General features: G+C 75.2%; 22 protein-coding genes. 9 read left to right on the plus strand and 13 right to left on the minus strand.

Annotated features, from left to right (window positions below):
- Window positions 1-72 precede the first annotated feature (72 nt).
- Window positions 73-1,818, plus strand: a complete 1,746-nt coding sequence (locus tag MTO91_RS14505) for a sigma-54-dependent Fis family transcriptional regulator (protein WP_476651509.1) — start codon at window positions 73-75, stop codon at window positions 1,816-1,818.
- A 10-nt stretch (window positions 1,819-1,828) separates the two neighbouring features.
- Here MTO91_RS14505 and MTO91_RS14510 read toward each other — a convergent pair whose 3' ends face one another.
- Both MTO91_RS14510 and MTO91_RS14515 read right to left on the minus strand, forming a co-directional pair.
- A complete protein-coding gene (locus MTO91_RS14510) occupies window positions 1,829-2,890 on the minus strand; it encodes an acyl-CoA dehydrogenase family protein (RefSeq protein WP_337826068.1) in 1,062 nt (353 codons plus the stop codon).
- The gene (locus tag MTO91_RS14515) at window positions 2,890-4,089 is read right to left on the minus strand and encodes an acyl-CoA dehydrogenase family protein (RefSeq protein ID WP_337826067.1); all 1,200 of its coding nucleotides are present in this window, start codon (window positions 4,087-4,089) and stop codon (window positions 2,890-2,892) included. The genes MTO91_RS14510 and MTO91_RS14515 overlap by 1 nt, the downstream gene beginning before the upstream one ends.
- 64 nt (window positions 4,090-4,153) lie before the next feature.
- On the opposite strand from MTO91_RS14515, the gene MTO91_RS14520 reads away from it, so the two are divergent.
- Window positions 4,154-5,626 (plus strand): NAD-dependent succinate-semialdehyde dehydrogenase, encoded by a 1,473-nt coding sequence (locus MTO91_RS14520; protein ID WP_476651512.1) that lies wholly within the window; start codon window positions 4,154-4,156, stop codon window positions 5,624-5,626.
- A gap of 64 nt (window positions 5,627-5,690) precedes the next feature.
- Here the strand turns inward: MTO91_RS14520 and MTO91_RS14525 are convergent, their stop codons facing one another.
- The 5 genes from MTO91_RS14525 to MTO91_RS14545 all read right to left on the minus strand — a co-directional run bounded on the left by MTO91_RS14525 (window position 5,691) and on the right by MTO91_RS14545 (window position 11,210).
- Window positions 5,691-6,020, minus strand: coding sequence for a hypothetical protein (locus tag MTO91_RS14525; RefSeq protein WP_476651514.1), 330 nt, complete (start codon window positions 6,018-6,020; stop codon window positions 5,691-5,693).
- A complete protein-coding gene (locus tag MTO91_RS14530) occupies window positions 6,017-8,086 on the minus strand; it encodes a hypothetical protein (RefSeq protein ID WP_405416965.1) in 2,070 nt (689 codons plus the stop codon). Before MTO91_RS14530 ends, MTO91_RS14525 begins: the two co-directional genes overlap by 4 nt.
- Entirely contained in the window at window positions 8,083-9,639 is a 1,557-nt protein-coding gene (locus MTO91_RS14535) for a lipopolysaccharide biosynthesis protein (RefSeq protein WP_226357224.1), read from the minus strand. Before MTO91_RS14535 ends, MTO91_RS14530 begins: the two co-directional genes overlap by 4 nt.
- Window positions 9,640-9,652: 13 nt before the next feature.
- The gene (locus MTO91_RS14540) at window positions 9,653-10,030 is read right to left on the minus strand and encodes a hypothetical protein (protein WP_062395221.1); all 378 of its coding nucleotides are present in this window, start codon (window positions 10,028-10,030) and stop codon (window positions 9,653-9,655) included.
- Window positions 10,031-10,130: 100 nt separating this feature from the next.
- A complete protein-coding gene (locus MTO91_RS14545; protein WP_405416962.1) occupies window positions 10,131-11,210 on the minus strand; it encodes a glycosyltransferase family 2 protein in 1,080 nt (359 codons plus the stop codon).
- Window positions 11,211-11,768: 558 nt separating this feature from the next.
- Between MTO91_RS14545 and MTO91_RS14550 the strand changes: the two genes are divergently transcribed.
- The 5 genes from MTO91_RS14550 to MTO91_RS14570 all read left to right on the plus strand — a co-directional run bounded on the left by MTO91_RS14550 (window position 11,769) and on the right by MTO91_RS14570 (window position 15,403).
- A complete protein-coding gene (locus MTO91_RS14550; protein ID WP_405416961.1) occupies window positions 11,769-12,650 on the plus strand; it encodes a glycosyltransferase family 2 protein in 882 nt (293 codons plus the stop codon).
- A 188-nt stretch (window positions 12,651-12,838) separates the two neighbouring features.
- Complete coding sequence (locus MTO91_RS14555; RefSeq protein WP_174565861.1) at window positions 12,839-13,552, plus strand: energy-coupling factor ABC transporter permease; 714 nt, start codon at window positions 12,839-12,841, stop codon at window positions 13,550-13,552.
- Window positions 13,549-13,899: a PDGLE domain-containing protein gene (locus tag MTO91_RS14560; protein WP_405416960.1), complete on the plus strand. Its 351-nt coding sequence runs from the start codon at window positions 13,549-13,551 to the stop codon at window positions 13,897-13,899. The genes MTO91_RS14555 and MTO91_RS14560 overlap by 4 nt, the downstream gene beginning before the upstream one ends.
- Window positions 13,899-14,663 carry a cobalt ECF transporter T component CbiQ gene (gene cbiQ / locus MTO91_RS14565; RefSeq protein WP_062395227.1) on the plus strand — a complete coding sequence of 255 codons (765 nt, stop codon included), beginning with the start codon at window positions 13,899-13,901 and terminating at the stop codon, window positions 14,661-14,663. The genes MTO91_RS14560 and cbiQ overlap by 1 nt, the downstream gene beginning before the upstream one ends.
- Window positions 14,660-15,403, plus strand: coding sequence for an energy-coupling factor ABC transporter ATP-binding protein (locus MTO91_RS14570; RefSeq protein ID WP_208820854.1), 744 nt, complete (start codon window positions 14,660-14,662; stop codon window positions 15,401-15,403). Before cbiQ ends, MTO91_RS14570 begins: the two co-directional genes overlap by 4 nt.
- Window positions 15,404-15,564: 161 nt before the next feature.
- Here MTO91_RS14570 and MTO91_RS14575 read toward each other — a convergent pair whose 3' ends face one another.
- The 3 genes from MTO91_RS14575 to MTO91_RS14585 form a co-directional block, all read right to left on the minus strand.
- Entirely contained in the window at window positions 15,565-16,815 is a 1,251-nt protein-coding gene (locus tag MTO91_RS14575; protein ID WP_405416958.1) for an SPFH domain-containing protein, read from the minus strand.
- Window positions 16,816-16,903: 88 nt separating this feature from the next.
- Window positions 16,904-17,353 carry an NfeD family protein gene (locus MTO91_RS14580; protein WP_405416957.1) on the minus strand — a complete coding sequence of 150 codons (450 nt, stop codon included), beginning with the start codon at window positions 17,351-17,353 and terminating at the stop codon, window positions 16,904-16,906.
- A 112-nt stretch (window positions 17,354-17,465) separates the two neighbouring features.
- The gene (locus tag MTO91_RS14585; protein WP_251782453.1) at window positions 17,466-18,305 is read right to left on the minus strand and encodes a DUF3097 domain-containing protein; all 840 of its coding nucleotides are present in this window, start codon (window positions 18,303-18,305) and stop codon (window positions 17,466-17,468) included.
- Between the two features lie 145 nt (window positions 18,306-18,450).
- On the opposite strand from MTO91_RS14585, the gene MTO91_RS14590 reads away from it, so the two are divergent.
- A complete protein-coding gene (locus MTO91_RS14590; RefSeq protein ID WP_476651516.1) occupies window positions 18,451-19,245 on the plus strand; it encodes a hypothetical protein in 795 nt (264 codons plus the stop codon).
- A 15-nt stretch (window positions 19,246-19,260) separates the two neighbouring features.
- On the opposite strand, the gene MTO91_RS14595 is transcribed toward MTO91_RS14590, so the two are convergent.
- On the minus strand, window positions 19,261-19,827 hold the full coding sequence (locus tag MTO91_RS14595; RefSeq protein WP_476651517.1) for a LysR substrate-binding domain-containing protein: 567 nt from the start codon (window positions 19,825-19,827) through the stop codon (window positions 19,261-19,263).
- Between MTO91_RS14595 and MTO91_RS14600 the strand changes: the two genes are divergently transcribed.
- The gene (locus tag MTO91_RS14600; RefSeq protein ID WP_405416953.1) at window positions 19,826-20,620 is read left to right on the plus strand and encodes a potassium channel family protein; all 795 of its coding nucleotides are present in this window, start codon (window positions 19,826-19,828) and stop codon (window positions 20,618-20,620) included. The genes MTO91_RS14595 and MTO91_RS14600 overlap by 2 nt on opposite strands.
- Before the next feature lie 7 nt (window positions 20,621-20,627).
- Here MTO91_RS14600 and MTO91_RS14605 read toward each other — a convergent pair whose 3' ends face one another.
- Both MTO91_RS14605 and MTO91_RS14610 read right to left on the minus strand, forming a co-directional pair.
- Complete coding sequence (locus MTO91_RS14605) at window positions 20,628-21,302, minus strand: response regulator (protein WP_308215788.1); 675 nt, start codon at window positions 21,300-21,302, stop codon at window positions 20,628-20,630.
- On the minus strand, window positions 21,299-22,450 hold the full coding sequence (locus tag MTO91_RS14610; RefSeq protein ID WP_251782449.1) for a sensor histidine kinase: 1,152 nt from the start codon (window positions 22,448-22,450) through the stop codon (window positions 21,299-21,301). Before MTO91_RS14610 ends, MTO91_RS14605 begins: the two co-directional genes overlap by 4 nt.
- Window positions 22,451-22,565: the final 115 nt, after the last annotated feature.

The raw sequence follows: 22,565 nt of genomic DNA on the forward strand, positions 1-22,565 counted from the left end.
CCTGGCCAGGATGGTGTGACCTGGGGCACCGTGGACGTGTCCGCAACGGGCGGCGAGGGGCGGATCGGGGCGATGACGCGTCGGGACGAGGACACGGCGGTGCCGGCCCTGTCGGCCGGGCAGCGCCTGCGCATCCGGCGCAGCCGCGAGACGCTCGTCGACGGGGGGCTGCTGGCGCTACCACCCGGCCACGCGGGCGTGCCGCCGCTGATTGAGCAGAGCTGGCGGCGCTGCATCGGCGAGGCGGTGCCGACGGCGCCGGAGCGTATCGGCTACGCCGACCCCGGCGACGACCACACCGCGCTGCGCCGGGCCGCGGCGCCCGTACTGGAGCGGCTCGTGGACAGCTTCGCCGACGTCCCGGTGGCCATGGTGCTGTCCGACGCGACCGGGCGCATCGTCCGCCGCCACGTCGGTGTCCGGCGCCAGCGCACGCTCATGGACCGGGCGAGCGCGGTGGAGGGCTCGGACTTCTCCGAGCGGTCGGTGGGCACCAACGGCATCGGCACGGTGCTGGTCGAACGACGCCCGGTCCTGGTCCGGGGCCCCGAGCACTACAACGCCCTCCTGGAGAACCTCACCTGCGCGGGCACCCCGCTGGTCGAGCCCGGGACCGGCCGGACGGTGGGCTCGCTCTCGCTGGCCTGCGCGGTGCGCGACGTGCACCCGCTCATGGCGGTGATGGCCGCCGACATCGGCCGCCAGATCGAGGCCCGGCTGCTCGACGAGGCGGGCGAACACCGTCGCAGGCTGGTGCGGGCCTACCTCGCGCTGGAGCGGGCCACGACCGGGGCGCTGGTCGTCGACGCCGACACCGTCCTGGCCGACCGGCACGCGCTGGCCCACGCCGGCCCGGACCTGCACACCCTGCTGTGGGACCTCCTGCGCGACGGGGGCCCGGACCGGCCACGCCGGATGCGGGTGCCGATGCCCGACGGCCCGCACGACGCGGTCGTCGCCCCGGTCGAGGGCACCGGGGGCACCGCGTTCAGCGTCCGGCTGGCGCCCCGCCGGGCGGCACCCGCGGTGGCGGCCCCGGCCACCGTCCGGGGAGCCGCGCTCCACCACGACCCGGAGGTCGACCACCGGCTCCGCGAGGCCGTCTCCCACCGGGAGACCGTCGCCGTGACCGGCCCCGGCGGCAGCGGGAAGCTGCGGACCGCCCGCCGCGTGCTGTCCCGCCTGGGCCACGACGGCGCCGTGGTCGTCGAGCCGCACCGGGAGCCCGAGTGGTGGGAGACGGCCCGCGCGGCGCTGGCCGCCGGTCGCGGGCTCGTCCTGCGGCGGGTGCACCTGTCACCGGGGCCGCGCCCGGCGCTCCTGCGGGACCTGGCCGCGACCGGCGTCCCGTTCGTCCTCACCGCCGACGCCGACCCCACCGACGACACCACTCCCGCCCTCCTCGGCCAGGTCGCCACCACCGTCCGCCTCCCGGCGCTGGCGGCGGGCCGCGAGCACCTCCCGGCGCTGGTGGAGACGCTGCTCGCGGAGCTGCCCCCGCCCGCGTCGGGGTCCCGGCTGTCCGGCGCGGCCCTGGACCGGCTCCGGGCCTGGCACTGGCCCGGTGACCTGGCCGAGCTCCGCACCGTGGTCACGGCGGCGGCCCGCCGCGCCGACGGCGGTACGGCCGACGAGGCCGACCTCCCCGACCGCCTGCGCACCGCCGGCCGGGAGCTCGGTCTGCTGGAGGCCGCCGAACGCGACGCCGTGGTCGACGCCCTGCGCGCGGCGGGCGGGAACCGCACCCGGGCCGCCCGCACACTCGGGATCGGGCGCAACACCCTCTACCGGAAGCTGCGCGAGTTCGGGGTGTCCTGACCGGCGGCGTTCAGGGCCGCCCGGTCACCAACGGCCAGAGCCCGTCGGCGCCCGCGTCCAGCGCGGCCGCCCCGACCCGGTCGTTCCAGAACGCCTCGTCACCGTCCTCGTCGCGCCAGGCCCACAGCCGGGTCGTGACCAGCCGCAACGCGTGCTCGCGGGTGAACCCGATGGCCCCGTGCACCTGGTGGGCGATCCGTGCGACCGCCGTCGCCGCCTCCGAGCAGCGGGCCTTCGCCGCGGCGACGGCGAACGCCGTCTCCGGGGCGGCGAACCCCGCGCGCCGCGCGGTCGAGGTCGCGGCGGCGGAGGCGGCGGAGGCGGCGGCGACCTCGGCGCCCGCCTCGGCGAGCATCTGCTGCACGGCCTGGAAGCGGCCGATGGGACGACCGAACTGGGTGCGCTCCCCGGCGTAGGCGACCGAGCGGGCCAGTGCGCCGCGGGCCGCGCCGGCGAGCAGCAGCGACCGCGCCAGCGCCGCCCGCAGGGTCAGCTCCGCCGCCGCCCCGGCGGGGGCGGAGCCGGTGGCCAGCGGCGTGACCCCGTCGAGGGTGAGGCCGTCGCGGGGCTCCTCGGCGAGGTTGGCGCCCTCGGTGACCGCCGCCGCGCCCGTGTCGAGCACGAGGACCCGGTCGCCGTCGAGGACGACGACCGCGGCCAGCGAACGCCCCCACGGCACCCGGGTCAGGGCCGCCGACACCGTGCCGGCCGTGCCGCCGCTGCCGGTCACCGTCCCCCCGGCGGTCCCGGCCGGGCGGTCCCCGCCGGTCGCGTCGGTGACGACGGCGGCCAGCGGCCCGTCCGGCACGGCGAGCCCGGCGGCGCGGGCCAGCCACCCGGCGAGCAGGTCGGTCTCGGCCAGCGGCAGGCGGGCCGCGTCGGCGCCGGCGACCTCCAGCAGCACGGCGGCGTCGTCGAGGGTGCCGCCGGTGTCCGGGTCGGTCAGCGAGGTCAGCCCGGCCCCGGCACACGCCTTCCAGGCCGCCGTGTCCAGGCCGGTCCCGTCACGGTCGTCGGACCCGGCCGCGAGGATCGAGGCGGCCAGGTCGGCCAGGTCGCTGTTGCGGGCCATCAGCGCAGTCCCATCCCCCGCGCGACGATGCCGCGCAGGACCTCGTTGGTGCCGCCGCGCAGGGTGAACCCGGGCGCGTGCAGCACGGCGTCGGCGAGCAGCCGGGCGAACCCGGACTCCGCACCCGGGTCCGGCGGGATGTCGACCAGCAGCCGGGCGGCGTCGACGATCTCGTTCTCGTAGCGGGTACCGAGGTCCTTGACCAGGGCCGCGGCCAGCTCGGGGGCCCGGCCGGACTCCAGCGCCCCGGCGACGGCCAGCGACATGGCCCGCAGCGTCCACAGCCGCGACACCAGCGACCCGACGCGACGACGGGTGCCGGCGTCGGCACGGTCCGCCCCGGCGAGCTCGCCGACCAGCGACGCCAGCAGCGGGTAGGTCGACAGGAACCGCTCCGGTCCGGAGCGCTCGAACGCGAGCTCGCCGGTGACCTGGGCCCAGCCGTTCCCCAGCTCGCCGAAGACCCGCGCGTCGGGGATGAACACGTCGTCGAAGCGGACCTCGTTGAAGTGGTGCGCCCCGGTGAGCAACGGGATCGGGCGGATCTCCACCCCGGGCGAGTCCAGCTCCACCAGGAACTGGGACAGCCCCGCGTGCCGGTGCGCGTCGTCGCGCGGCTCGGTGCGCACCAGCGCGAAGAACGCGTGCGCGTGGTGCGCCCCGGAGGTCCACACCTTGGTGCCCGAGAGCCGCCACCCGCCGTCGACGCGGGTCGCCCGGGTCCGCACCGACGCCAGGTCGGAGCCCGAGTCCGGTTCGGACATGCCGATGCCGAAGTACACCTCGCCGCGGGCGATCCCGGGCAGGAACGCGCGACGCTGCTCCTCGGTGCCGTGGCGCAGCAGCGACGGCCCGATCTGGCGGTCGGCGATCCAGTGCGCCGCCACCGGTGCGCCCGCGGCGAGCAGCTCCTCGGTGACGACGTAGCGCTCCAGCGCGGTCCGGCCGTGCCCGCCGTACTCGGTGGGGATGGTCATCCCGAGCCAGCCGCGCTCCCCCAGCCGCCGCGAGAACGACTCGTCCCAGCCGGAGAGCCACACGTCCGCACGCGGGGTCCAGCGGGCGGCGCCGCGCTCGTCGTCGAGGAAGGACCGGACCTCGGCCCGCAGGTCCGCCAGCCCGGCGGGGAGCTCGACCGGGTCGGGCACGAGCTCGGGCAGGGCCGCTGCCGGTGTCGATGTCGCTGCCACGGGCCTCATCATGACCCAGCCCCGCCGGCGCCGCCGGTGTCTATGGGCCGACTCACCGGGGTACGTTCCGGGCATGACCACCAATGCTGACGAGCGCAGGGTGCTGGATGCCGTCCCCACCGGCCTGTTCATCGGCGGCCAATGGCGGCCGGCGGAGAACGGCGCGACCGCGAAGGTGGAGGACCCGGCCACCGGAGAGGTGCTGACCGAGGTCGCCGACGCCTCCCCCGCCGACGGCATGGACGCCCTCGCCGCCGCGCACGCCGCGCAGCCCACGATCGCCGCGATGGCGCCGCGGGAGCGCAGCGAGATCCTGCGCCGCGCCTACGACCTGCTCCACGAGCGGATCGACGACCTGGCCCTGCTCATGACCCTGGAGATGGGCAAGCCCTTCGCCGAGGCCAAGGGCGAGGTCGTCTACGCCTCGGAGTTCCTGCGCTGGTTCTCCGAGGAGGCCGTGCGCATCGACGGCGGCTACCAGGTCGCCCCGAACGGCCAGACCCGGTTCCTCACCATCCGCCAGCCCGTCGGGGTCTGCGTGTTCGTGACCCCGTGGAACTTCCCGCTGGCCATGGGGACCCGCAAGATCGCCCCGGCGGTCGCCGCCGGCTGTGCCTCGGTGATCAAGCCCGCGCCGCAGACGCCGCTGACCATGCTCGCGTTCGCGCAGGTGCTGGCCGACGCCGGCCTGCCCGACGGCGCCCTGAACGTCATCAACGCCACCGACGCCGGCGCGGTGATGGAGCCGATCCTGCGCGACGGCCGCGCCCGCAAGATGTCGTTCACCGGGTCCACCCCGGTCGGGAAGCTGCTGCTGTCCCAGGCCTCGGACAAGGTCATGCGGTCGTCGCTGGAGCTGGGCGGCAACGCCTCGTTCATCGTGCTCGACGACGCCGACGTCGACGCCGCCGTCGAGGGCGCCATGATCGCCAAGATGCGGAACATGGGCGAGGCCTGCACCGCCGCCAACCGGTTCTACGTCCAGCGCGGCGTCGCCGAGGAGTTCACCGCGAAGCTCGCCGAGCGGATGGGCGCGCTCAAGGTCGGCCGCGGCACCGAGGAGGGCGTGAACGTGGGCCCGCTCATCGACGCGAAGGGCCTGGACAAGGTCACCGACCTGGTCGCCGACGCCGTCGCCGCCGGTGCCTCGGTCGCGATCGGCGGGAAGGCCCAGGACGGGCCGGGCTACTTCTACCCGCCGACCGTGCTCACCGACGTGCCGGTGAACTCCCGGCTCAACCACGAGGAGATCTTCGGCCCGGTCGCGCCGATCACCGTCGTCGACAGCGCCGACGACGCACTGGCCGCGGCCAACGCGACCGAGTTCGGCCTGGTCAACTACGTGTACACGCGCGACCTGAACCGGGCGCTGCACATCGCCGAGAACCTCGACAGCGGCATGATCGGGCTCAACACCGGTCTGGTGTCGAACCCGGCCGCCCCGTTCGGCGGCGTCAAGGAGTCCGGGCTGGGCCGCGAGGGCGGCACCGTCGGCATCGACGAGTTCCTGGAGACCAAGTACGTGGCCATCGGCTACAGCGGCTGACCCCACGCACGACCGAGGGCCCCGGTGCCGTACGGCACCGGGGCCCTCGTGTGTCGCGGGTCGGTCAGTTGGCCGGGGCCGGGGCCGCGGGCGCCGCCGGGGCCGGGGCCTGCGGCTGGATCGGCACCGCCGGGTCCTGCCCGGGCAGCGGCTCGGCGGGCTGGGTCACGTCGGCCCGGCCCCCCGAGACGAGCTCGACCAGCTCGACGCCGCCGTTGAGGGTCAGCATCACCACCACCAGCGCCACCGAGGCGACGGCGGCCGCGGTGAGCCCGCGCTGCGCGGACCCGCTGGTGACCAACCGGCCACGGCTGGTCTCCACCACCCAGGCGCGGGCGGCGAACACGGCCAGCATCAGGCCGAACGCGAGCCAGGTCAGGAGGAATCCGTTCACGGGTTCGGCACCTCCCCGCCGGCCGCCGGGGCCGGGGCCGTCGCCGGTGCCGGGACGCCCGGCGCCGGGAGCGGCTCGTTGCGCACCAGGATCGCGTCGAAGCCGCTCTCGTAGGTCGCGCGGTACTGGCCCGACGCGATGAGCTGGTTGCGGATCTCGATCGTCCAGCCCGGCTCGCGGTCGTTCAGGACGACGCCCTGCTTCTCGATCGCCGGGTAGAACAGGATCGTCTGCGGCTGGACCTGGTCGATGCAGCGGAACGGGTCCGCGGCGAGGACCGCGCAGCCCTGACCGCCCGAGGCCATGTTGTTGTTCTCGCCGACGCCCTCCAGGGCGTAGGGCCCGACCGTCGACAACGGCTGCACCGTCGCCCCGGGCGGCGCCTCGGCGTAGGCCTTGCGGGTCATCTGGACGTCCTCGGTGGTGACGTCGGTGTAGGCCTCGTTACCGCCGCGGATGAAGATCAGCAGACCGAAGACGACCACCATGCCCACCGCGAGCAGCCGTTCGCGCTTGCGGTCGACGCGGGCGAAGGCCCGCAGCGCGTCGACGGCCAGGATCGACAGGATCGGCAGGCCGTAGAGCAGCACGCGCAGGAGCAGCTCGCCGCCGTAGCTCTGCACGACCGCCATCCCCATGGGGATGATCGCCAGCAGGATCGGCACGAGGTCGCGGCGGCGGCGCCAGTAGACCCAGGCACCGGCGAAGCCGAGGACGTAGGTCAGGCCGGTCATCGCGACCCGGAACCCCTTGCCGACGAGCTGGCCCGTGTCGCCCTGGAAGCGGTCCGCGACACCGGCCTGCAACGCGCTGCCGTCGTCGCCGCTACCGATGATCATGCTGATCTGGTTCATCCAGAAGTCACGGGCGCCGATCAGCACGAAGATCGTCACCGCGGCGATCGCGACGATCACCAGCCCGCGTCCGCGGAACCGGCCGACGACGGCCAGCACGGCCAGCTGGCCGATGATGGCGAACGGGGTCAGCTGGTGGGCCGGGGCGACGGCGATGACGCACAACGCCGCGCAGAAGTAGATCAGCAGCAGCTGCCGGGCGGGCAGCGTCGGCGTGTTCGGCGGGGTCAGCGCCGACACCAGCCAGCGCCGCCACCGGGGCAGCGGTGGCGCCCCGCGGTGGGCCCGTGGCCAGCCCGGGACCCCGGCGTTGTCGACGCGGCGGGTCGCCAGCGGGCCGAGCGCGAAGGTCAGCACCGTCAGCAGCAGCACGATCGCGGTCGCCTGCGGGGAGAAGTAGTCCTGCTCGATCCAGTTCAGGCCGATGAACAGCCAGGCCGCGACCCACGGCGCGCGGGTGCCCCCGAGCATCGAGCGGGCCAGGGCGTAGACGCCGATCGCCCACACCGCGGTGACCGCGGGCGGGTACCAGCGCAGGATCGTGTCGAGCTGGTCGGCGCCCGCGGCGTCGCGGATCCAGGCCCACTGGGCGAAGAACGCGGGCCAGTAGAACCGCGCGTCCACGCCGGTGGGCGGGACGCCGTTGTTGCGGGCGACCGCGTCGACGAACCCGGAGATCAGCCAGGCGGTGGTGAACCGGGCCTGGGGCTGCACGACCGAGGGCAGACCGGTGGAGCACAGCAGCAGCACACCCGTCGCGGCACCCAGCATCGGGATGCGCGGGCGGCGCGACCAGAGCTCGAGCAGGCAGGCGCCGATGGCGAGCAGCAGCGCGACCCACGCGAACGGGCTCAGCGCCGGGGCCAGGCCCCAGCCGTCCAGGTCGGACAGGTCGGTCGTCGCGGCGGCGACGGGCAGGAGCAGCACCGCGAGCACGGCCAGGACCGGCGCGCCCCAGACCCACAACGGGGACAGCGGCTCGGCGGTCTCGGGTGCGGGCGGCGGGGGCGGCGGCGGGCCGTCACCGGGCGGGCGCGGGACCGGGCCGCGGACGGCCATGGTCGGCGAGTCCGGGCCGGGCGGCGTGACGAACTGGGTCCGCTCGCTCGCGCTCTCCTCCGCGACGCGGGTCCGCGCGACGGCGGGCTCCTCGCCGCGGTGGCCGCGGGTGGACGGGTCGGGGCCGCCCGTCCGGCGGGTCTCCGACGTCACGACTTCACCTCCGGTGTGCTCCGGCGGTTCCACGCCGGGACGAATCTGAGTGCCAGTGCGCAGAGGATCTGCGCGCCGACGTAGCCGAGGACGACCGGCAGCATGGTCATGCTGACCGATGCGGTTCCGGGGTCCGGCAGCGGGACCAGACCGGCGAAGACCACGACCAGGCCGGTGTTGAGCAGCTGGATCTTCGCGTAGCCCATCCCGTCGCCGTCGGCCTGGCGGCGGGCGAGCTCGAACACGACGATCAGCCGGAAGAACAGGCCGCCCATGAGCACGGCCAGCGCCGGGGCGCCGGGCGCGTAGCCCTCACCGAGCAGCGACAGCACCGGGTAGCCCAGTGCCGCGCCGAGCCCGAGCGCCGGGACGAACAGCAGGAGCATCCGGCGCCGGGCGACGCGGGCGAACTCCTCGGCGCGGTGCGGCTCCCGGGCGGTCTGCACGGTCAGGGAGTTGGTGAAGAACGTCGCGGCCAGGTCGATGACGGTCACCGCCTGCCAGCAGATGAAGAAGACCGCGCCGATCTCGTTGCCCATCCGGAAGTTCGCGAACAGCGGGACCTGGTTGTAGAGCAGCGCGTTGCCGCACTGCGCCAGCGCGGTCGGCGCCAGGAACGCGATCATCTCCGGGCGCGACGGCAGCGTGCCCGGCCCACCGGAGCGGGCGAAGCGCCGCACCATGAACCAGAGCAGCACGGTGCCCGCGGCGATCCACAGCACGACCGGGATCGCCCAGGACAGCACCAGCGCCTCGGAGGCGAGCGTGGTGCCCAGTGCCAGCAGCAGCACGATCCGGGTCACGGCGAAGGTGCCGTTGCGCCACACCGCCACCCACGGCCGCCCGATGGCGACCATGACGAAGTCGTGGACGACGAACACGCACCAGCCGGCGCAGGTCAGGACCAGGACGACCAGGCCCCAGCCGAACGATCCACCACCCGCGGCCTCCGCGACCCGGGGCACGAGCGTGCCGTAGATCAGGCCGATCAGCCCGGACAGCGGCATGATCAGCAGCAGCGAGCCGAAGGTGAGCCGGACCGACCTGCGGCCGGCCCCGGGGAGCCAGCGCAGCAGCGCCAGCCCCAGGTTGAGCTGGGCGACGCCGCCGATCAGCTGGAAGGCCGACACGAACTCCGAGGCCCGGCCGACCTCGGCCTGCGGCATGATCCGGGTCGCGATCAGCACGCCGAGCAGCCCGGCGACCGAGCCGAAGCCCGAGCACAGGGTCAGGGCGATGCCGTCGCCGATGCCGCCGTTGCGGTCCGGGACCTGCTCGCCGTCCTCACCGCCGCCGTCTCCGCCGCCCGGTCCGGGCGGCGGGGTGGGCGGCGGGGTCGGCGGGTTCTCGCCGGGCCCGCGCAGCCCGACCAGCGGCGGCAGGTACTCGGTGTGCTGCTCGGCGTTGCGGCGCGAGTGCGCCCGCGCGTGGGCGGTGGCGAGACGCTGGGTCGGGGCGTCCGGGTCGACACCCGCCGCCTGCGGTCCGGGGACGGGGCCGGGACCGGACGTACCCGCGGCGGGGCGGGGACGCGCCGGCCCGACCGGCCTCACCGGGAGGTCCCGCTCACTGGGCCACCACGGCGTGGCGCAGCAGGAACGGGACCGACAGGAGCGTGACGACGAACAGGGCGACGCTCGGGTACCAGAGACCCAGGCTGACCATGAGCTGGCCGCCGATCAGGGTGACGGCGGTGCCGACCCCCAGCGTCAGCAGCCAGACGTGCGCGGCGGGCGCGCGGCGCAGGAAGCCCGCGGCGGCCCAGCCGGGGCCGAGCAGCAGGAAGCCGATGGTGACCAGCAGCCGGAACTCGCCCAGCGCGCCCCCGCTGATCCCGGCGATGCTCAGGCCGCAGGCGATGACGCCGGCGGCGACGAGCAGGATCGCCACGTACCGCCGCGCGGTCCTCGCGCGGGTCAGCTCGGCTGCGGACTGCACGCTCACCGCGGCTCACTCCTCTTCACTGGTGGTTCTCCCGGCGCCACGCCCCTCGTGGGGCGTGGGCCGGTGGGGCACGGACCGGCCCGATCCGGTCCCGGGGCGCTCAGGACGCCTCTTCCCCCCATGCGTACCGCACACCGGTCCGCTCGGGACGGGCGGACCCGTCGCGCTCGGCGCCGACGGGGCGCTGCTCGCGGGCGACCGGCGACGGGGCCGGCTGCTGCGGGGCGGGCCGGCCCGCCCCGGGCTGCGGCTGCGGGGCCGGACGCGACGGCTGCTGGTGCGGGCGCGGTGCGTCGGCGTGCGGCCGCGGGGCCGGGCGCTGCGGCTGCGCCGCCGGGACGGCACGGTCCGGCACCGCGGGCGGCACCGGCGCCGTGGCCGGGGTGGCGGGCACCGCCGGGTGCCCGGCGGGCGGGACCACCGCGGCGGGGCCGGGGACGGCCGCGCCGGGTGCGGCGGGCCGGTCGTCGCGACCGGCCCGACGCCGCTCGGCGGCGAGGGTCCGCAGGACGCGGGTGCCGTCGGCGAAGGTGCGCAGGTTCGTCTCGCCGAACATCCGCTCCCTCTCCACCGAGGGGACCTCGGTGATCGACAGACCGGCGGCGGCGACGCGGCAGTTCAGGACCGTCTCGATCTCGAACCCGTCGCCCCAGTACATCCCGCCGTCCGGGTGCGGCGGCATGTCGACCGCGGGCAGCTCCAGCAGCGGCAGGATGTCGGCCCAGAAGGCGTTGTAGCCGTAGCAGAGGTCGCTGTAGCGGGTCCCGAACAGCGTGTTCGCGATCAGGTTCAGACCGGCGTTGCCACCCTTGCGGAGCAACGTGATGTCGTCGCTGCCGCCCCCCTTGGTGAACCGGCTGCCCTTCGCGAAGTCGGCGCCCTCGACGAGCGCGGCGACGAAGCGCGGGATCTCCTGCGGGTCGGCCGAGCCGTCCGCGTCGAACATGACGATGGCGTCGCCGGTGGCCGCGGCGAAACCGCAGGCCATCGCGTTGCCCTTGCCCTTGCGGGTCTGGCGGACGATCCGGACGCCGGGCAGGACACGGCGTGCGGTCTCGACGGTGCCGTCCTTGGAGTCGCCGTCGACGACGATCACCTCGTACACGGCGGGACGCACGGCCGCGACGGCCGGCAGGACCACCTCGAGGTTCCGTGCCTCGTTGCGGGTCGGCACGATCACCGACACCCTCGGTTGGTTCGGACGACGTGGTCCGTGGTCAGGGCGCTTGTTCACCGGTCTCTCCCCCGAATCGATCGGTCCTGGCGCGCGGTTGGCGAGCAGTGCGTGTCCGGTCGTGACGACGATGCCGACATCGACCGGATCCGTTACCCCACAACGGGGGTCATCCGGCTTATCTCCGGCGCCGTCGGTCGCGTTACGTGACCCGCACCGCATCGGGTGTCGCCCGGACGGCGCAAGGCCTCCGGACTCCGTCGCCGCGGCGTGGAACGACCACGCGAACACGACGACCGATACTACGGACGTCGTCCGGGCCGCCGCGGTGCGGGACCGGCCCACCGGGACCCCGGCCGACGAGCGGTGATCGTCGGGCGGCGAGCGGCGGGACGTCCGGCCGACGATCACGGTGCGTATCCGTTCCGTCCCGATGGTCCCGGTCGGACGTCGCTCGTCCGCGCCGCCGTCCGGCCCGCCGACCGGGGCGGGTAGCGTGGCTCGCCGCCTGCTCGTCCGATCCGTTCCACCCCTGCGAGGTACCCGATGAGGCCCGGCGGCTTTGTGCCCAGCGTGTCCGTCTGCATCCCGGTCCACAACGGCGAGGCCTATCTCGCCGAGACCATCCGCAGCGTGCTGGAGCAGACCTGGCGGGACTTCGAGCTCGTCGTGCTGGAGAACGGCAGCACCGACGCGAGCTGGGAGATCGCGACCTCGTTCCGCGACCCGCGGATCCGGGTCGAGCGCAACCGGCAGACACTGCCGCAGGGCGACAACTGGAACCGCGCCGTCGAGCTCTGCCGCGCACCGCTGGTGAAGCTGGTCTGCGCCGACGACCTGCTGCACCCGCGCTGCCTGGAGCTGCAGGTTCCGCCGATGCGCGACGACCCGTCGCTGTCGGTGGTGGCCTCGCGCCGGCACATGATCGACGAGCAGAGCCGGGTCATCGTCCCGCGCCGCGGCCTCGGCGGCGGCCTGGTCGGGCTGCACTCGGGCAGCGAGGTCGCGCGGCGGGTCATCCGCAACGGCGCGAACCCGATCGGCGAGCCGGGCAACGTCCTGTTCCGGCGCGAGCAGTTCGTCACGGCGGGCGGATGGCGCCCGGAGCGGCGCTTCATCATGGACCTCGACCTCTGGATGCGCCTGCTCCAGTACGGCGACTTCCTCGGCGTCCCGGAGACCCTGGCCGCGTTCCGGATCGCTCGCGGCTCGGTCTCCTCGGAGTTCGAGCAGCAGATCTCCGAGGAGCAGCAGCTGCTGTTCGACGAGCTGGGCGACTCCGGGGTGTTCGACGTCCGTCCGATCGACGTGCGGATCGGCCGGCTCGCCCTGCCGCTGGGCCGGGCCCGGCGCAAGGCGCTGTTCAAGGTCTCGCGCATCGCCGCCCGCAAGGACGACAAGCTGATCGCCGAGCGCGACGAGGCCGCGTCGGCCGACGCCCGCTGACCGCGGGCACCCGACCGCGCGCCGTCCGGACGGACGGCATCCCGGACTCCCCGATCGGCGGGGTCGATACCGGACATCCGGGACATGCAGTCGCCTATCTACTGCCAGGCCTTTGCGGCAGCACGGCCGTCGCGTTGAATCCCCTCACCCGGCCGGGTGGCGGCCGGTCCGACCGGTGAGGGGGCGCGATGCAGACGCACGCGGTCGCCATGCACATGAGCGACGGACTGGTGAACGGCCCGACGGCGCTGCTGTTCGCCGTCGTCGCGGTGATCGCGCTGACGGTCGCCGTCCTGCGCGCCCGCGCGGACCTCGACGACCGCACCGCGCCGATGGCCGGACTGGTCACGGCGTTCGTCTTCGCCGTCCAGATGATCAACTTCCCGATCCTGCCCGGGGCCAGCGGGCACCTGCTGGGCGGGGCGCTCGTCGCGATCCTGGTCGGCCCGTGGGTGGGCATGATCGCGATCTCGATCGTGCTCGTCGTGCAGGCGCTGCTGTTCGCCGACGGCGGCATCACCGCACTGGGCCTCAACATCACGAACATGGCCGTGATCGGGGTGGTCGTCGGCTGGCTGGTGGCGCGCTCGCTGCGCCGGTTCGCGGTGCGTTCCCGCGGCGGGCTGGTCGCCGTCGCCTTCGTCGCGGCCCTGCTCAACACCGTCGTCGCGTCGATGGGCTTCGTCCTGGAGTACGCGATCGGAGGCGCCGGCGGCGCCACCCTCGGCACGGTGTTCGCGCTGATGGGCGGACTGCACGTGCTGATCGGCATCGGTGAGGGCGTGATCACCGCGGCCACCGTGGGCGCGGTGGCCGCCGCCCGGCCGGACCTGGTGTACCTGCTGCGCGGCACCGGGCGCCCGCTGGCCCGCCGCTCGACCTCCGAGGAGGGTGCGCGATGAGCGCCACCGCCCGCCGTCGCCCGCTGCTGTTCTTCGCCGGGTTCCTGATCGTGTCCCTGGTCGTGGCCGGGCTGGTCTCGTCCTTCGCCTCCCCCGACCCCGACGGCCTGGACACCGTCGCGCGGGACGGCTGCACCGCCGTCGCGACCCCGGACGGCGAGGAGCGGCTGGAGGGCACCTGCATCGCGATCCACGAGAGCGACCACGCCATGGCGTCGAGCCCGCTCGCCGGGTACTCGGTCGTGGGCGGCGAGGGCACCACCGGCGTCGCCGGGGTGGCCGGGGTGCTGGTGACGGTCGTCGTCGCGGGCGGGGTGTTCCTGCTGCTGCGCCGCCGGGACGGCTGATGGGCGCCGGGCACGCGCACCCGCTGTACCTGCACCGCGACTCCCCCGTCCACCGGCTCCCACCCGAGGTGAAGATCGTCTCGGCGCTGCTGGTGGTGGTGTGCGTGGTCGCGACCCCGCGCGAGGCGTTCGCGGTGTTCGGCGGGTTCGCGCTGCTGCTGGCCGCGGTGTGGGGCCTGGCCGGGGTGCGCCCGGGCTGGATCCTGCGGCGCTCGGTGATCGAGCTGCCGTTCGTGGTGCTCGCGGTGCTGCTGCCGTTCACCGGCCCGGCGCCGACGCTGGACTGGCTCGGCCTCACGCTGTCCCAGCCGGGACTGCTCGGGGCGTGGAACATCCTGGTCAAGGGCACCCTCGGCGTCCTGACCTCGCTGACCCTCGCGGCGACGACGCCGATGCGCGACCTGCTCGTCGGCCTGCAGCGCCTGCACGCCCCGGCGATCGTCACCACGATCGCCACCCTGATGCTGCGCTACGCCGACGTGATCACCGGCGAGGCCCGCCGGATGCGGCTGTCCCGGATCTCCCGCGGCCACGACCCGCGGTTCCTGTGGCAGGCCGGGGCGACCGCCCGCGGGATCGGCTCGCTGTTCGTACGGTCCTACGAGCGCGGCGAGCGGGTGCACCTGGCGATGCTGTCGCGCGGCTGGACCGGCACCATGCCGCCGTCGGGCGACGCCCCGACCACGTCACGGCAGTGGCTGGCCGGGCTGACCGTCGCCGGGGTCGCGGTGCTGCTGGCCGGCTCCGGCTGGGTGGCCGCATGAGCCCGCCGTCGCTGCGGCTGACCGACCTCGCCTTCGCCTACCCCGACGGCCACCAGGCGCTGTTCGGCGTCGACCTGACGATCGCCCCCGGCGAGCGGGTCGCGCTGCTCGGCCCGAACGGCGCCGGGAAGACCACCCTGGTGCTGCACCTCAACGGGATCCTCGGCGGCGGGGACGGCGCGGCGGGCACCGTCGAGGTCGGCGGGCTCCGGGTGGAGAAGCGGCACCTGCGCGAGATCCGTCGCCGGGTCGGGATCGTCTTCCAGGACCCGGACGACCAGCTGTTCATGCCCACCGTCGCCGAGGACGTGGCCTTCGGCCCGGCGAACTTCGGGCTGCGCGGGCCCGCGCTGCGCGAGCGGGTCGACGAGGCCCTGGCCGCGGTGGGGATGGCCGACGCCGCCGACCGTTCCCCGCTGCACCTGTCCGGCGGGCAGCGCCGCCGGGTCGCGCTGGCCACGGTGCTGGCGTGCGACCCGGAGATCCTGGTGCTCGACGAGCCGTCGTCGAACCTGGACCCGGTGGCCCGCCGTGAGCTGGCCGAGGTGCTGCTGGGGCTGGGCCGGACCATGCTCATGGTCACCCACGACCTGCCGTACGCGCTGCAGCTGTGCCCGCGCAGCGTCGTGCTGGACGGGGGCACCGTCGTCGCCGACGGGCCGACCCGCGACCTGCTGGCCGACGCCGAGCTGCTCGCCCGGCACCGCCTGGAGCTGCCCTACGGCTTCGTGCTCGCCTGATCCCGGCCCACCCGGCGGCGCAGCCCGAGCACCGCCGTCAGGGTCACGGCCGGTGCGCCGAGGGCGACCGGCGGGACGCCGTCGTACACGGCACCGCCCCACCCGGCGAACCGGATGGGGCGGTGCGGTCACCGTCGACGGTGACGTGCGGCCGGGGTGGCTCAGCCGCGCTGTTCCTGGCCGTTCGGGTGGCCCTGCACGGCGCCCGGGGATCCGATGCCGGGGACCTCGCGGGAGGCCTCCAGCTGGGCCGGGGCCGCACCGCCGCCGTTGCCGGCCTCGGTGCCGGGGACCGGCGGGACGTCCGAGCCGACCGGCGGGACCTCCTGCTGGGCCGCCGCGGTGGCCGCCGCGACCTGCTTGGCGATCTCCGGGTCGGACGAGGTGTCGAACCAGTCCTCGACGCCGTCGTCCTCGGCGGGCCGGGAGACGGTGCCGTCGTCGGGGCTGGGCTCGTAGCGGAAGACGCCGTCCTCGCCGGGCGCACCCAGCATCCGGGTGAAGCCCTCCAGGGCCTTCCCGAAGTCGGACGGGACGACCCACAGCTTGCTGGCCTCGCCCTCGGCCATCTGCGGCAGCGTCTGCAGGTACTCGTAGGCGAGCAGCTCCGGGGTGGGCTTGCCGGCCTTGATCGCGGCGAACTTCTTCTCGATCGCCTTCGACTCACCCTGCGCCTCGAGGTACAGCGCGGCCCGGCGGCCCTGCGCCCGCAGGATCTCCGACTGCCGCTCGGCCTCGGCGGCGAGGATGGCGGCCTGCTTGGCGCCCTCCGCGGTGAGGATCTGGGACTGCTTGTTGCCCTCGGCGCTGCGGATGGCCGACTCCCGCTGGCCCTCCGCGGTGAGGATCATGGCCCGCTTCTCGCGGTCGGCCTTCATCTGCTGTTCCATCGAGTTCTGGATCGAGGGCGGCGGGTCGATCGCCTTGATCTCGACCCGGGCGACCCGGATGCCCCAGCGCTCGGTCGCCTCGTCCAGCTCGCCGCGCAGCGCCGTGTTGATCCGGTCGCGCGAGGTCAGCGTCTGCTCCAGCGTCATGCCGCCGACCACGTTGCGCAGCGTCGTGGTGGTGATCTGCTCGACACCGGCGATGTAGTTGGCGATCTCGTAGACCGCCGCCTTGGCGTCGTTGACCTTGAAGTACACGACCGTGTCGATGTTGACGGTCAGGTTGTCCTGCGTGATGACCGGCTGCGGCGGGAACGACACGACCTGCTCACGCAGGTCGACCCGCTCGCGGGTGCGGTCGACGAACGGCACCAGGATGGCGGGGCCGCCCTCCCGGATGCTGTGGTAGCGGCCCAGCCGCTCGATGATGTAGGCCCACTCCTGCGGGACGATGACGACCGACTTGACGACGATCGTCACGACCAGCACGAGCAGGACGATGCCGATGATGAACTCAGCGCCCATGTGCTCTCCCCTCCTGCGCGCCGGAGAACCGGCGCCCGTGTCGCCCCGGAGTCCCCGGGGCGTCGTGGCCGTCCCGCCGCGGTGGCGGTCAGGACGGCGGTAGCTCCCCCCGACCGGTGACGAGCACGGCCGCCCCGGTCACCTGCAGGATCGTGACGGTGGCGCCGGCCTCGAGGACCTCCACCCCGTCCATCGACCGCGCCGACCACACCTCGTGTCCGATCCGCACCTGCCCGCGCTCGCCGTCGACGCGCTGCACGACCTCGGCGGAGGCGCCGACGAACCGGTCCTGGTGGCGTTCGAACGTGCCCATGTGCTCGGCCAGCCTGCGTTTCGCCACCGGTCGCACGGCCAGCAGCAGCAGTACCGCGACGGCGCCGCCCACCCCGGCTGCCGGGAGCAGCGTCAACCCGAGTGCGGCCCCGGCCGCCGCGGCGAGTGCGCCGCCGCCGAGCATGACGAGGAACAGCTCCCCGGACACGACCTCGCTGCCGATCAGTACGAGACCGATGAGCAGCCAGATCAGTGCCGGATCCATCGCCCCAGGGTGCCAGAATGTCCGATTCCCTGTCGGCGTTTCGTCGGTATGCTCCGCACCGCTTGGCCCGATCGTTACCGGTCGGTGCCGGAGTCCGCCCCCGGTGTCGGGGTCAGGCCCCCTCGGCGGTGACGAAGTCGATGAGGCGCTCGACCGCGCCGATCATCGGGGTCTCCAGGTCGCGGTAGCTGCGGACCGCGCCGAGCACCCGGCGGGCACCGTCGGCGGGCTCGCCCCACCGCAGCGCCGCGCAGACCCCGGTCTTCCAGTCGGTGCCGCGCGGGATCACCGGCCACTCGCGGATCCCGACGACCGAGGGCTTCACGGCCTGCCAGACGTCGACGTAGGGGTGGCCGGTGACCAGGACGTGCTGCTGCGCGTCGCGGGTCGCCCGGTAGGCCTCGCGGGCCTGGCGGGTCTCCTTGGTGCCCTCCACCAGGTGGTCGACGAGGATGCCGAGGCGCCGGTGCGGGCCCGGGTCGAAGTCACGGACCGCGGCGGCGAGGTCGTCGACGCCGTGCAGCGGCTCCACGACCACGCCCTCGACGCGCAGGTCGTGCCCCCACACCTGCTCGACCAGTGTCGCGTCGTGCAGGCCCTCCACCCAGATCCGGGCGGCGCGCGCGGTGCGCGCCTTCAGGTTCGCGACGTGCACCGAGCCGGACGCGGACAACGTGCGGCCCGCGGGGGCGGCCCGCGGACGCACCAGCGTCGCGGGGCGGCCCTCGTACAGGAAACCGGCGGGGCGCAGCGGGAAGATCCGCCGGCCGCCGAAGCGGTCCTCCAGCGTCACCTCCGAGCCGGTGACGGTCACCACGGCACCGCAGAAACCGCTGGCCGGGTCCTCGACGACCAGGCCCGGCTCGGCGGCGACCTCGGTCACCCGGCTCTCCCGCGGCGCACGGGTGCCCGCGGTGTCGAACATGCCCCGGTAATCGTGGGTCCGGCTCATGGTGAGCCAGTATCGGTCGACGCCGGTCGGTGACCGCGGCACGACACGCCCACACTCCGGTGGTCACGCACAGCGTGACCCTCGTAGCGCTGCGTCACCCACGTGCCGGGTGTGCGACGCCGGACGGGCCGTTAGCCTGACCGCCGTGTCCTGTGCCTCCACGACCTTCGCCGTGTGGGCCTCGGCCTGGCTGGCCGGGTCCGCCGCACCCGACGACGTCCTCGACGCGCTCGCGCCGTGGTCGGAGGCGCACGACGTGCTCGCCGCCGACGACGTCACCGCCGCCACGACCGGACTGCCCGGCCCCGGGTCGGCGCCGACCTCGACGGCGATGCTGCTGGCCGCCGTCCGCCGCGGCGCCCCGCGCGGACAGGCCCGGCTGGTGCTGCCGGCCCCCGGGGACGTGCGCGGCCTGCCCGGCCCGGGCCCGTTCTCCGACGCCGCGATCACCGCGGGCGAGGGCGTGCTCTTCGCCGACGCCGGGTTCGGCGTCGTGCCGTCACCGATCGCCGACGGGGTGGTCCGCTGGACCGCGCACGCCGTCGCCGACCCCGGCCCGGTCCCCGAGTACGTGGCGCTGAACGAGGCCGAACGGGAGCTGCGCGGCCAGGTGCGGGCCGCCGCCGCGGCGCTGACCGACCTGGGCGTGGCCCGGCACCGGCCCGGCGTGCGCGAGGAGATCGCGGCCTGGCTGCGCCGCCGCCCGCAGGCGCTGTGGCCCGGCGGGATGCCCGCGCAGGCGCTGCGGGTGCTGCAGCAGGCCGACGAGGTGGACGCGATCCTGTCCGCCGCCTCCGGCGACGAGCCCGGCGGCGCGCTGTCGGCGTCGGCGGCCGTCGCCCGCTCCGACGCGCTGCGCCCCATCGCCACCGCGGTGCGGGTCGCCCGGCGCGCCGCGGTCGCCGAGGCCGTCCGGGTCCTGGTGTCGGTCCCCCGCTGATGCCCGCGCCGGGCGTCACCGGAGCAGCGACTCCAGCAGCGCCCGCGCCGCCGGTCCGCCGGGCCCGCCCGAGCGCCAGACCAGGTGCAGCCGCGTCCGGATCTCCGGGGTGATCGGCACCGCGACCGGCGGCCGGGCCAGGGCCGCCACCCCGGCCGCGCCGAGCGCGGGTTCCGGGACCACCGCCACCCCCGCCCCGCGCGCGGCCAGGCGCAGCAGCAATGTCATCGCGCCGGACTCGAACCCCACCCGGGCGGTGAGCGACCGGGCCGCCAGTGCCGCGTCCAGCGCGGCGCGCAGACCGTGCCCGCGGGGCAGGCAGATCAGCGGCCGGGCCGCGAGCTCGTCCAGGGTCACCGCGGCCTGTCCGGCGAACGGGTCGTCCGCGGCGACCGCCGCGACCAGGGGGGACTCGACCAGCACCCGTCCGTCGAGGTCGTCGGGCGGGGCGTGCGGAAACCCCAGCACGGCGACGTCGAGCCTCCTGGACGGGTTCGCCGCCCGCGCGACCCGCGGGCGGTCGCACCCGGCGTTCCGGTTCGGACCGCCCCGCGGTGTCCCGGCCTCGTAGTCTCCGCCCATGACGCGTGCCGCGCCCGGACCGGAACCGCGCCTGCGGGCGTGGGAAGCACGGACCGATGTCGGTCTGACGGTGCTCTCCGCCGGGTTCCTGCTGCTCTACGCCTGCGAGGTGCTGCTGACCCGCACCGGGTCGCCGGCGTGGCGGACCCTGGAGACCCTCCTGTGGGTGCTCTGGGCGGTGTTCGTCGCCGACGTCGCGGTCCGGCTGTCGCTGGCCCGCGACCGGTGGCGGTTCCTGCTCGACAACCCGCTCGACGTCCTGGTCCTGCTCGCCCCGTTCCTGCGGTTCCTGCGCCTGGTCCGGCTCGTCGGCGCGGTGTCGGTGCTGACCCGGACGCTGCGGGACGACCTGCGCGGCCGGGTGAGCGCCTACCTCGTCGTCACCGTGTCGCTGCTGGGGTTCGTCGCGGCACTCGGCGTCTACGAGGCCGAACGCGACGTGCCCGACGCAACGATCACGACCTTCGCCGACGCCCTGTGGTGGGTCCTGACCACGATCACGACCGTCGGCTACGGCGACCGCTACCCGGTGACGACCGAGGGCAGGCTCGTCGCGGCCGGCCTGATGATCGCCGGGATCGCCGTGCTGGGCACCGTGACCGCGACCATCGCCAGCTGGTTCACCGAGCAGATCGAGCGGTCCCGTACGGAGGCCGCCCGCCACGACGAGCCCGACCCCGCCGGGCCGGGCACCCCCGACCCGGCCACCTGGGCCGAGCTCCTCGCCGAGCTCCGCCGGCTGCGCTCCCGCCTCGACGAGCTGGAGGCGGCCCCCGGGCAGCCGCCCGGCTGACACCGGGTCAGACCGGCGGGGACAACCCGGCGTCGTGCACCAGCAGCGCCACCTGGACCCGGTTGTTCAGGTCCAGCTTGGTCAGGATCGCCGAGACATGGGTCTTCACCGTCGCCACGCTGATGTGGTGACGGGCGGCGATCTCGGCGTTGGACCGGCCCGCGCCGAGATCGAGGGCGATGGTGCGCTCCCGCTCGGCGAGGCGCTCCAGCCGTCGCCGGGCCGCGGCCCGGGTGCTGTCCCGGTCGGTCTCGGCGACCCGGTCGATGAGCCGGCGGGTCACTTCCGGCGAGAGCACCGGACGCCCCGCGGCGGCGTGCCGGACGGCGAGCACGAGCTCGTCGGGCGGGGTGTCCTTCAGCAGGAACCCGGCGGCGCCGGCCCGCAGCGCGCGCAGCACGTGGGCGTCGGCGTCGAAGGTGGTCAGCACGACGACCTGCGGCGCGCCGGGGCGGCGGCGCAGCGTCTCGGTGGCGGTGAGCCCGTCGGTGCCCGGCATCCGGATGTCCATCAGCACGACGTCGGGCCGGTGCCGCTCGGCCAGCGCGACCCCCTCGGCACCGTCCCCGGCCTCGGCGACGACGGTCAGGCCGTCGGCGCCGCGCAGCATCATCGACAGTCCGAAGCGGACGACCGGGTCGTCGTCGACGATGAGCACCGCGACGGGGTCGGAGGCGGTCACGACGGCCACGGTAGCCGCATCCCGGTCCGCCACCCGCCGTCCGGGGTCGGGCCGTGGTCCAGCCGGCCCCCGACGAGCGTCGCCCGCTCGGCCAGCCCCCGCAGCCCCTGCCCGGCCCCCGGCCGGTCGGCGCGGGCGGGCCGGGCCGGTGCCGGGTTCGCCACCTCGACGACGAGCCCGTCCCCGGCCCCGCCGGTCACCGTCACCGTGACCGGGGCTCCCGGCGCGTACGTGCGCGCGTTGGTGAGGGCCTCCTGCACCAGCCGGTAGGCGGTGCGCCCCGCGGTCTCGGGCACCGGGTGCTCCCCGGTGGTGACGCCGGGCCCGTCGTGCAGGACGACCGCGGTCCCGGTCCGGCGGGTCTCCTCGAGCAGCTCCCCGACGTCGGTGATCCCGGGCAGCGGCAGCTCCCCCACCGGCGCCCGGAGCACCCCGATGACCTCCCGCAGGTCCTGCAGGGCGCGGTGGGCGTTCGCCCGCACGACCTCGGCGGCCCGCGCGGTCTCCTCCGCCGGCGCGTCGCGGTGGAACGCCAGCGCCCCCGCGTGCACGCTGAGCAGCGACAGCCGGTGCCCGAGCACGTCGTGCATCTCCCGGGCCAGCGCCTCCCGCGCCTCGTGCGCGGTGCGCTCGGCCCGCAGCGCCGCGGCGGACTCGGCCATCGCGGCCCGCTCGCGCAGCGACTCGACCAGCAGCCGGCGGCTGCGCACGAGCAGCCCCCAGCCGAACACCGCCGCGTGTCCCGCCACCAGCGCCCCGACCAGCAGCCACAGCGGGGCCTCCGGCGCGGGCCGCCAGGAGTAGTACACCGCGAACGACGCGAAGCTGCCCAGGAACACCGCGGCCGAGACCCGGGCCGGGCAGCGGGCGGCGACCGCGAACAGCGCGACCAGCCCCGGGACGGACGCGACCTCGGAGAACGTGCACAGCACGACGACGCCCACGGCCACCGGCAGCGGGTACCGGCGCCGCCACCAGAGCGCGACGCAGGCCAGCATCCCCGCCGCGACGTCGACACCCAGCAGCAGCTCGGGTCCGCCCGGCGACGACACCACCCGCAACCGGGCCATGAGCAGCCCGATCAGGGCCGTCACCACGACCACCAGGCCGTCGACGACCCACCGCCGGTACGCCGCGACATCGGTCATGCCGCCGAGGCTAGGACCCGTACCGGCGCGGACGCCTCCGTCCCACGACCCGGACGCGCTCATCCTTCGGACGGACCCCGGCCGGGCAGAACTCTCCCCCGGACGGATCCGGACG

This window comes from Pseudonocardia sp. 2-7 (assembly GCF_056341085.1).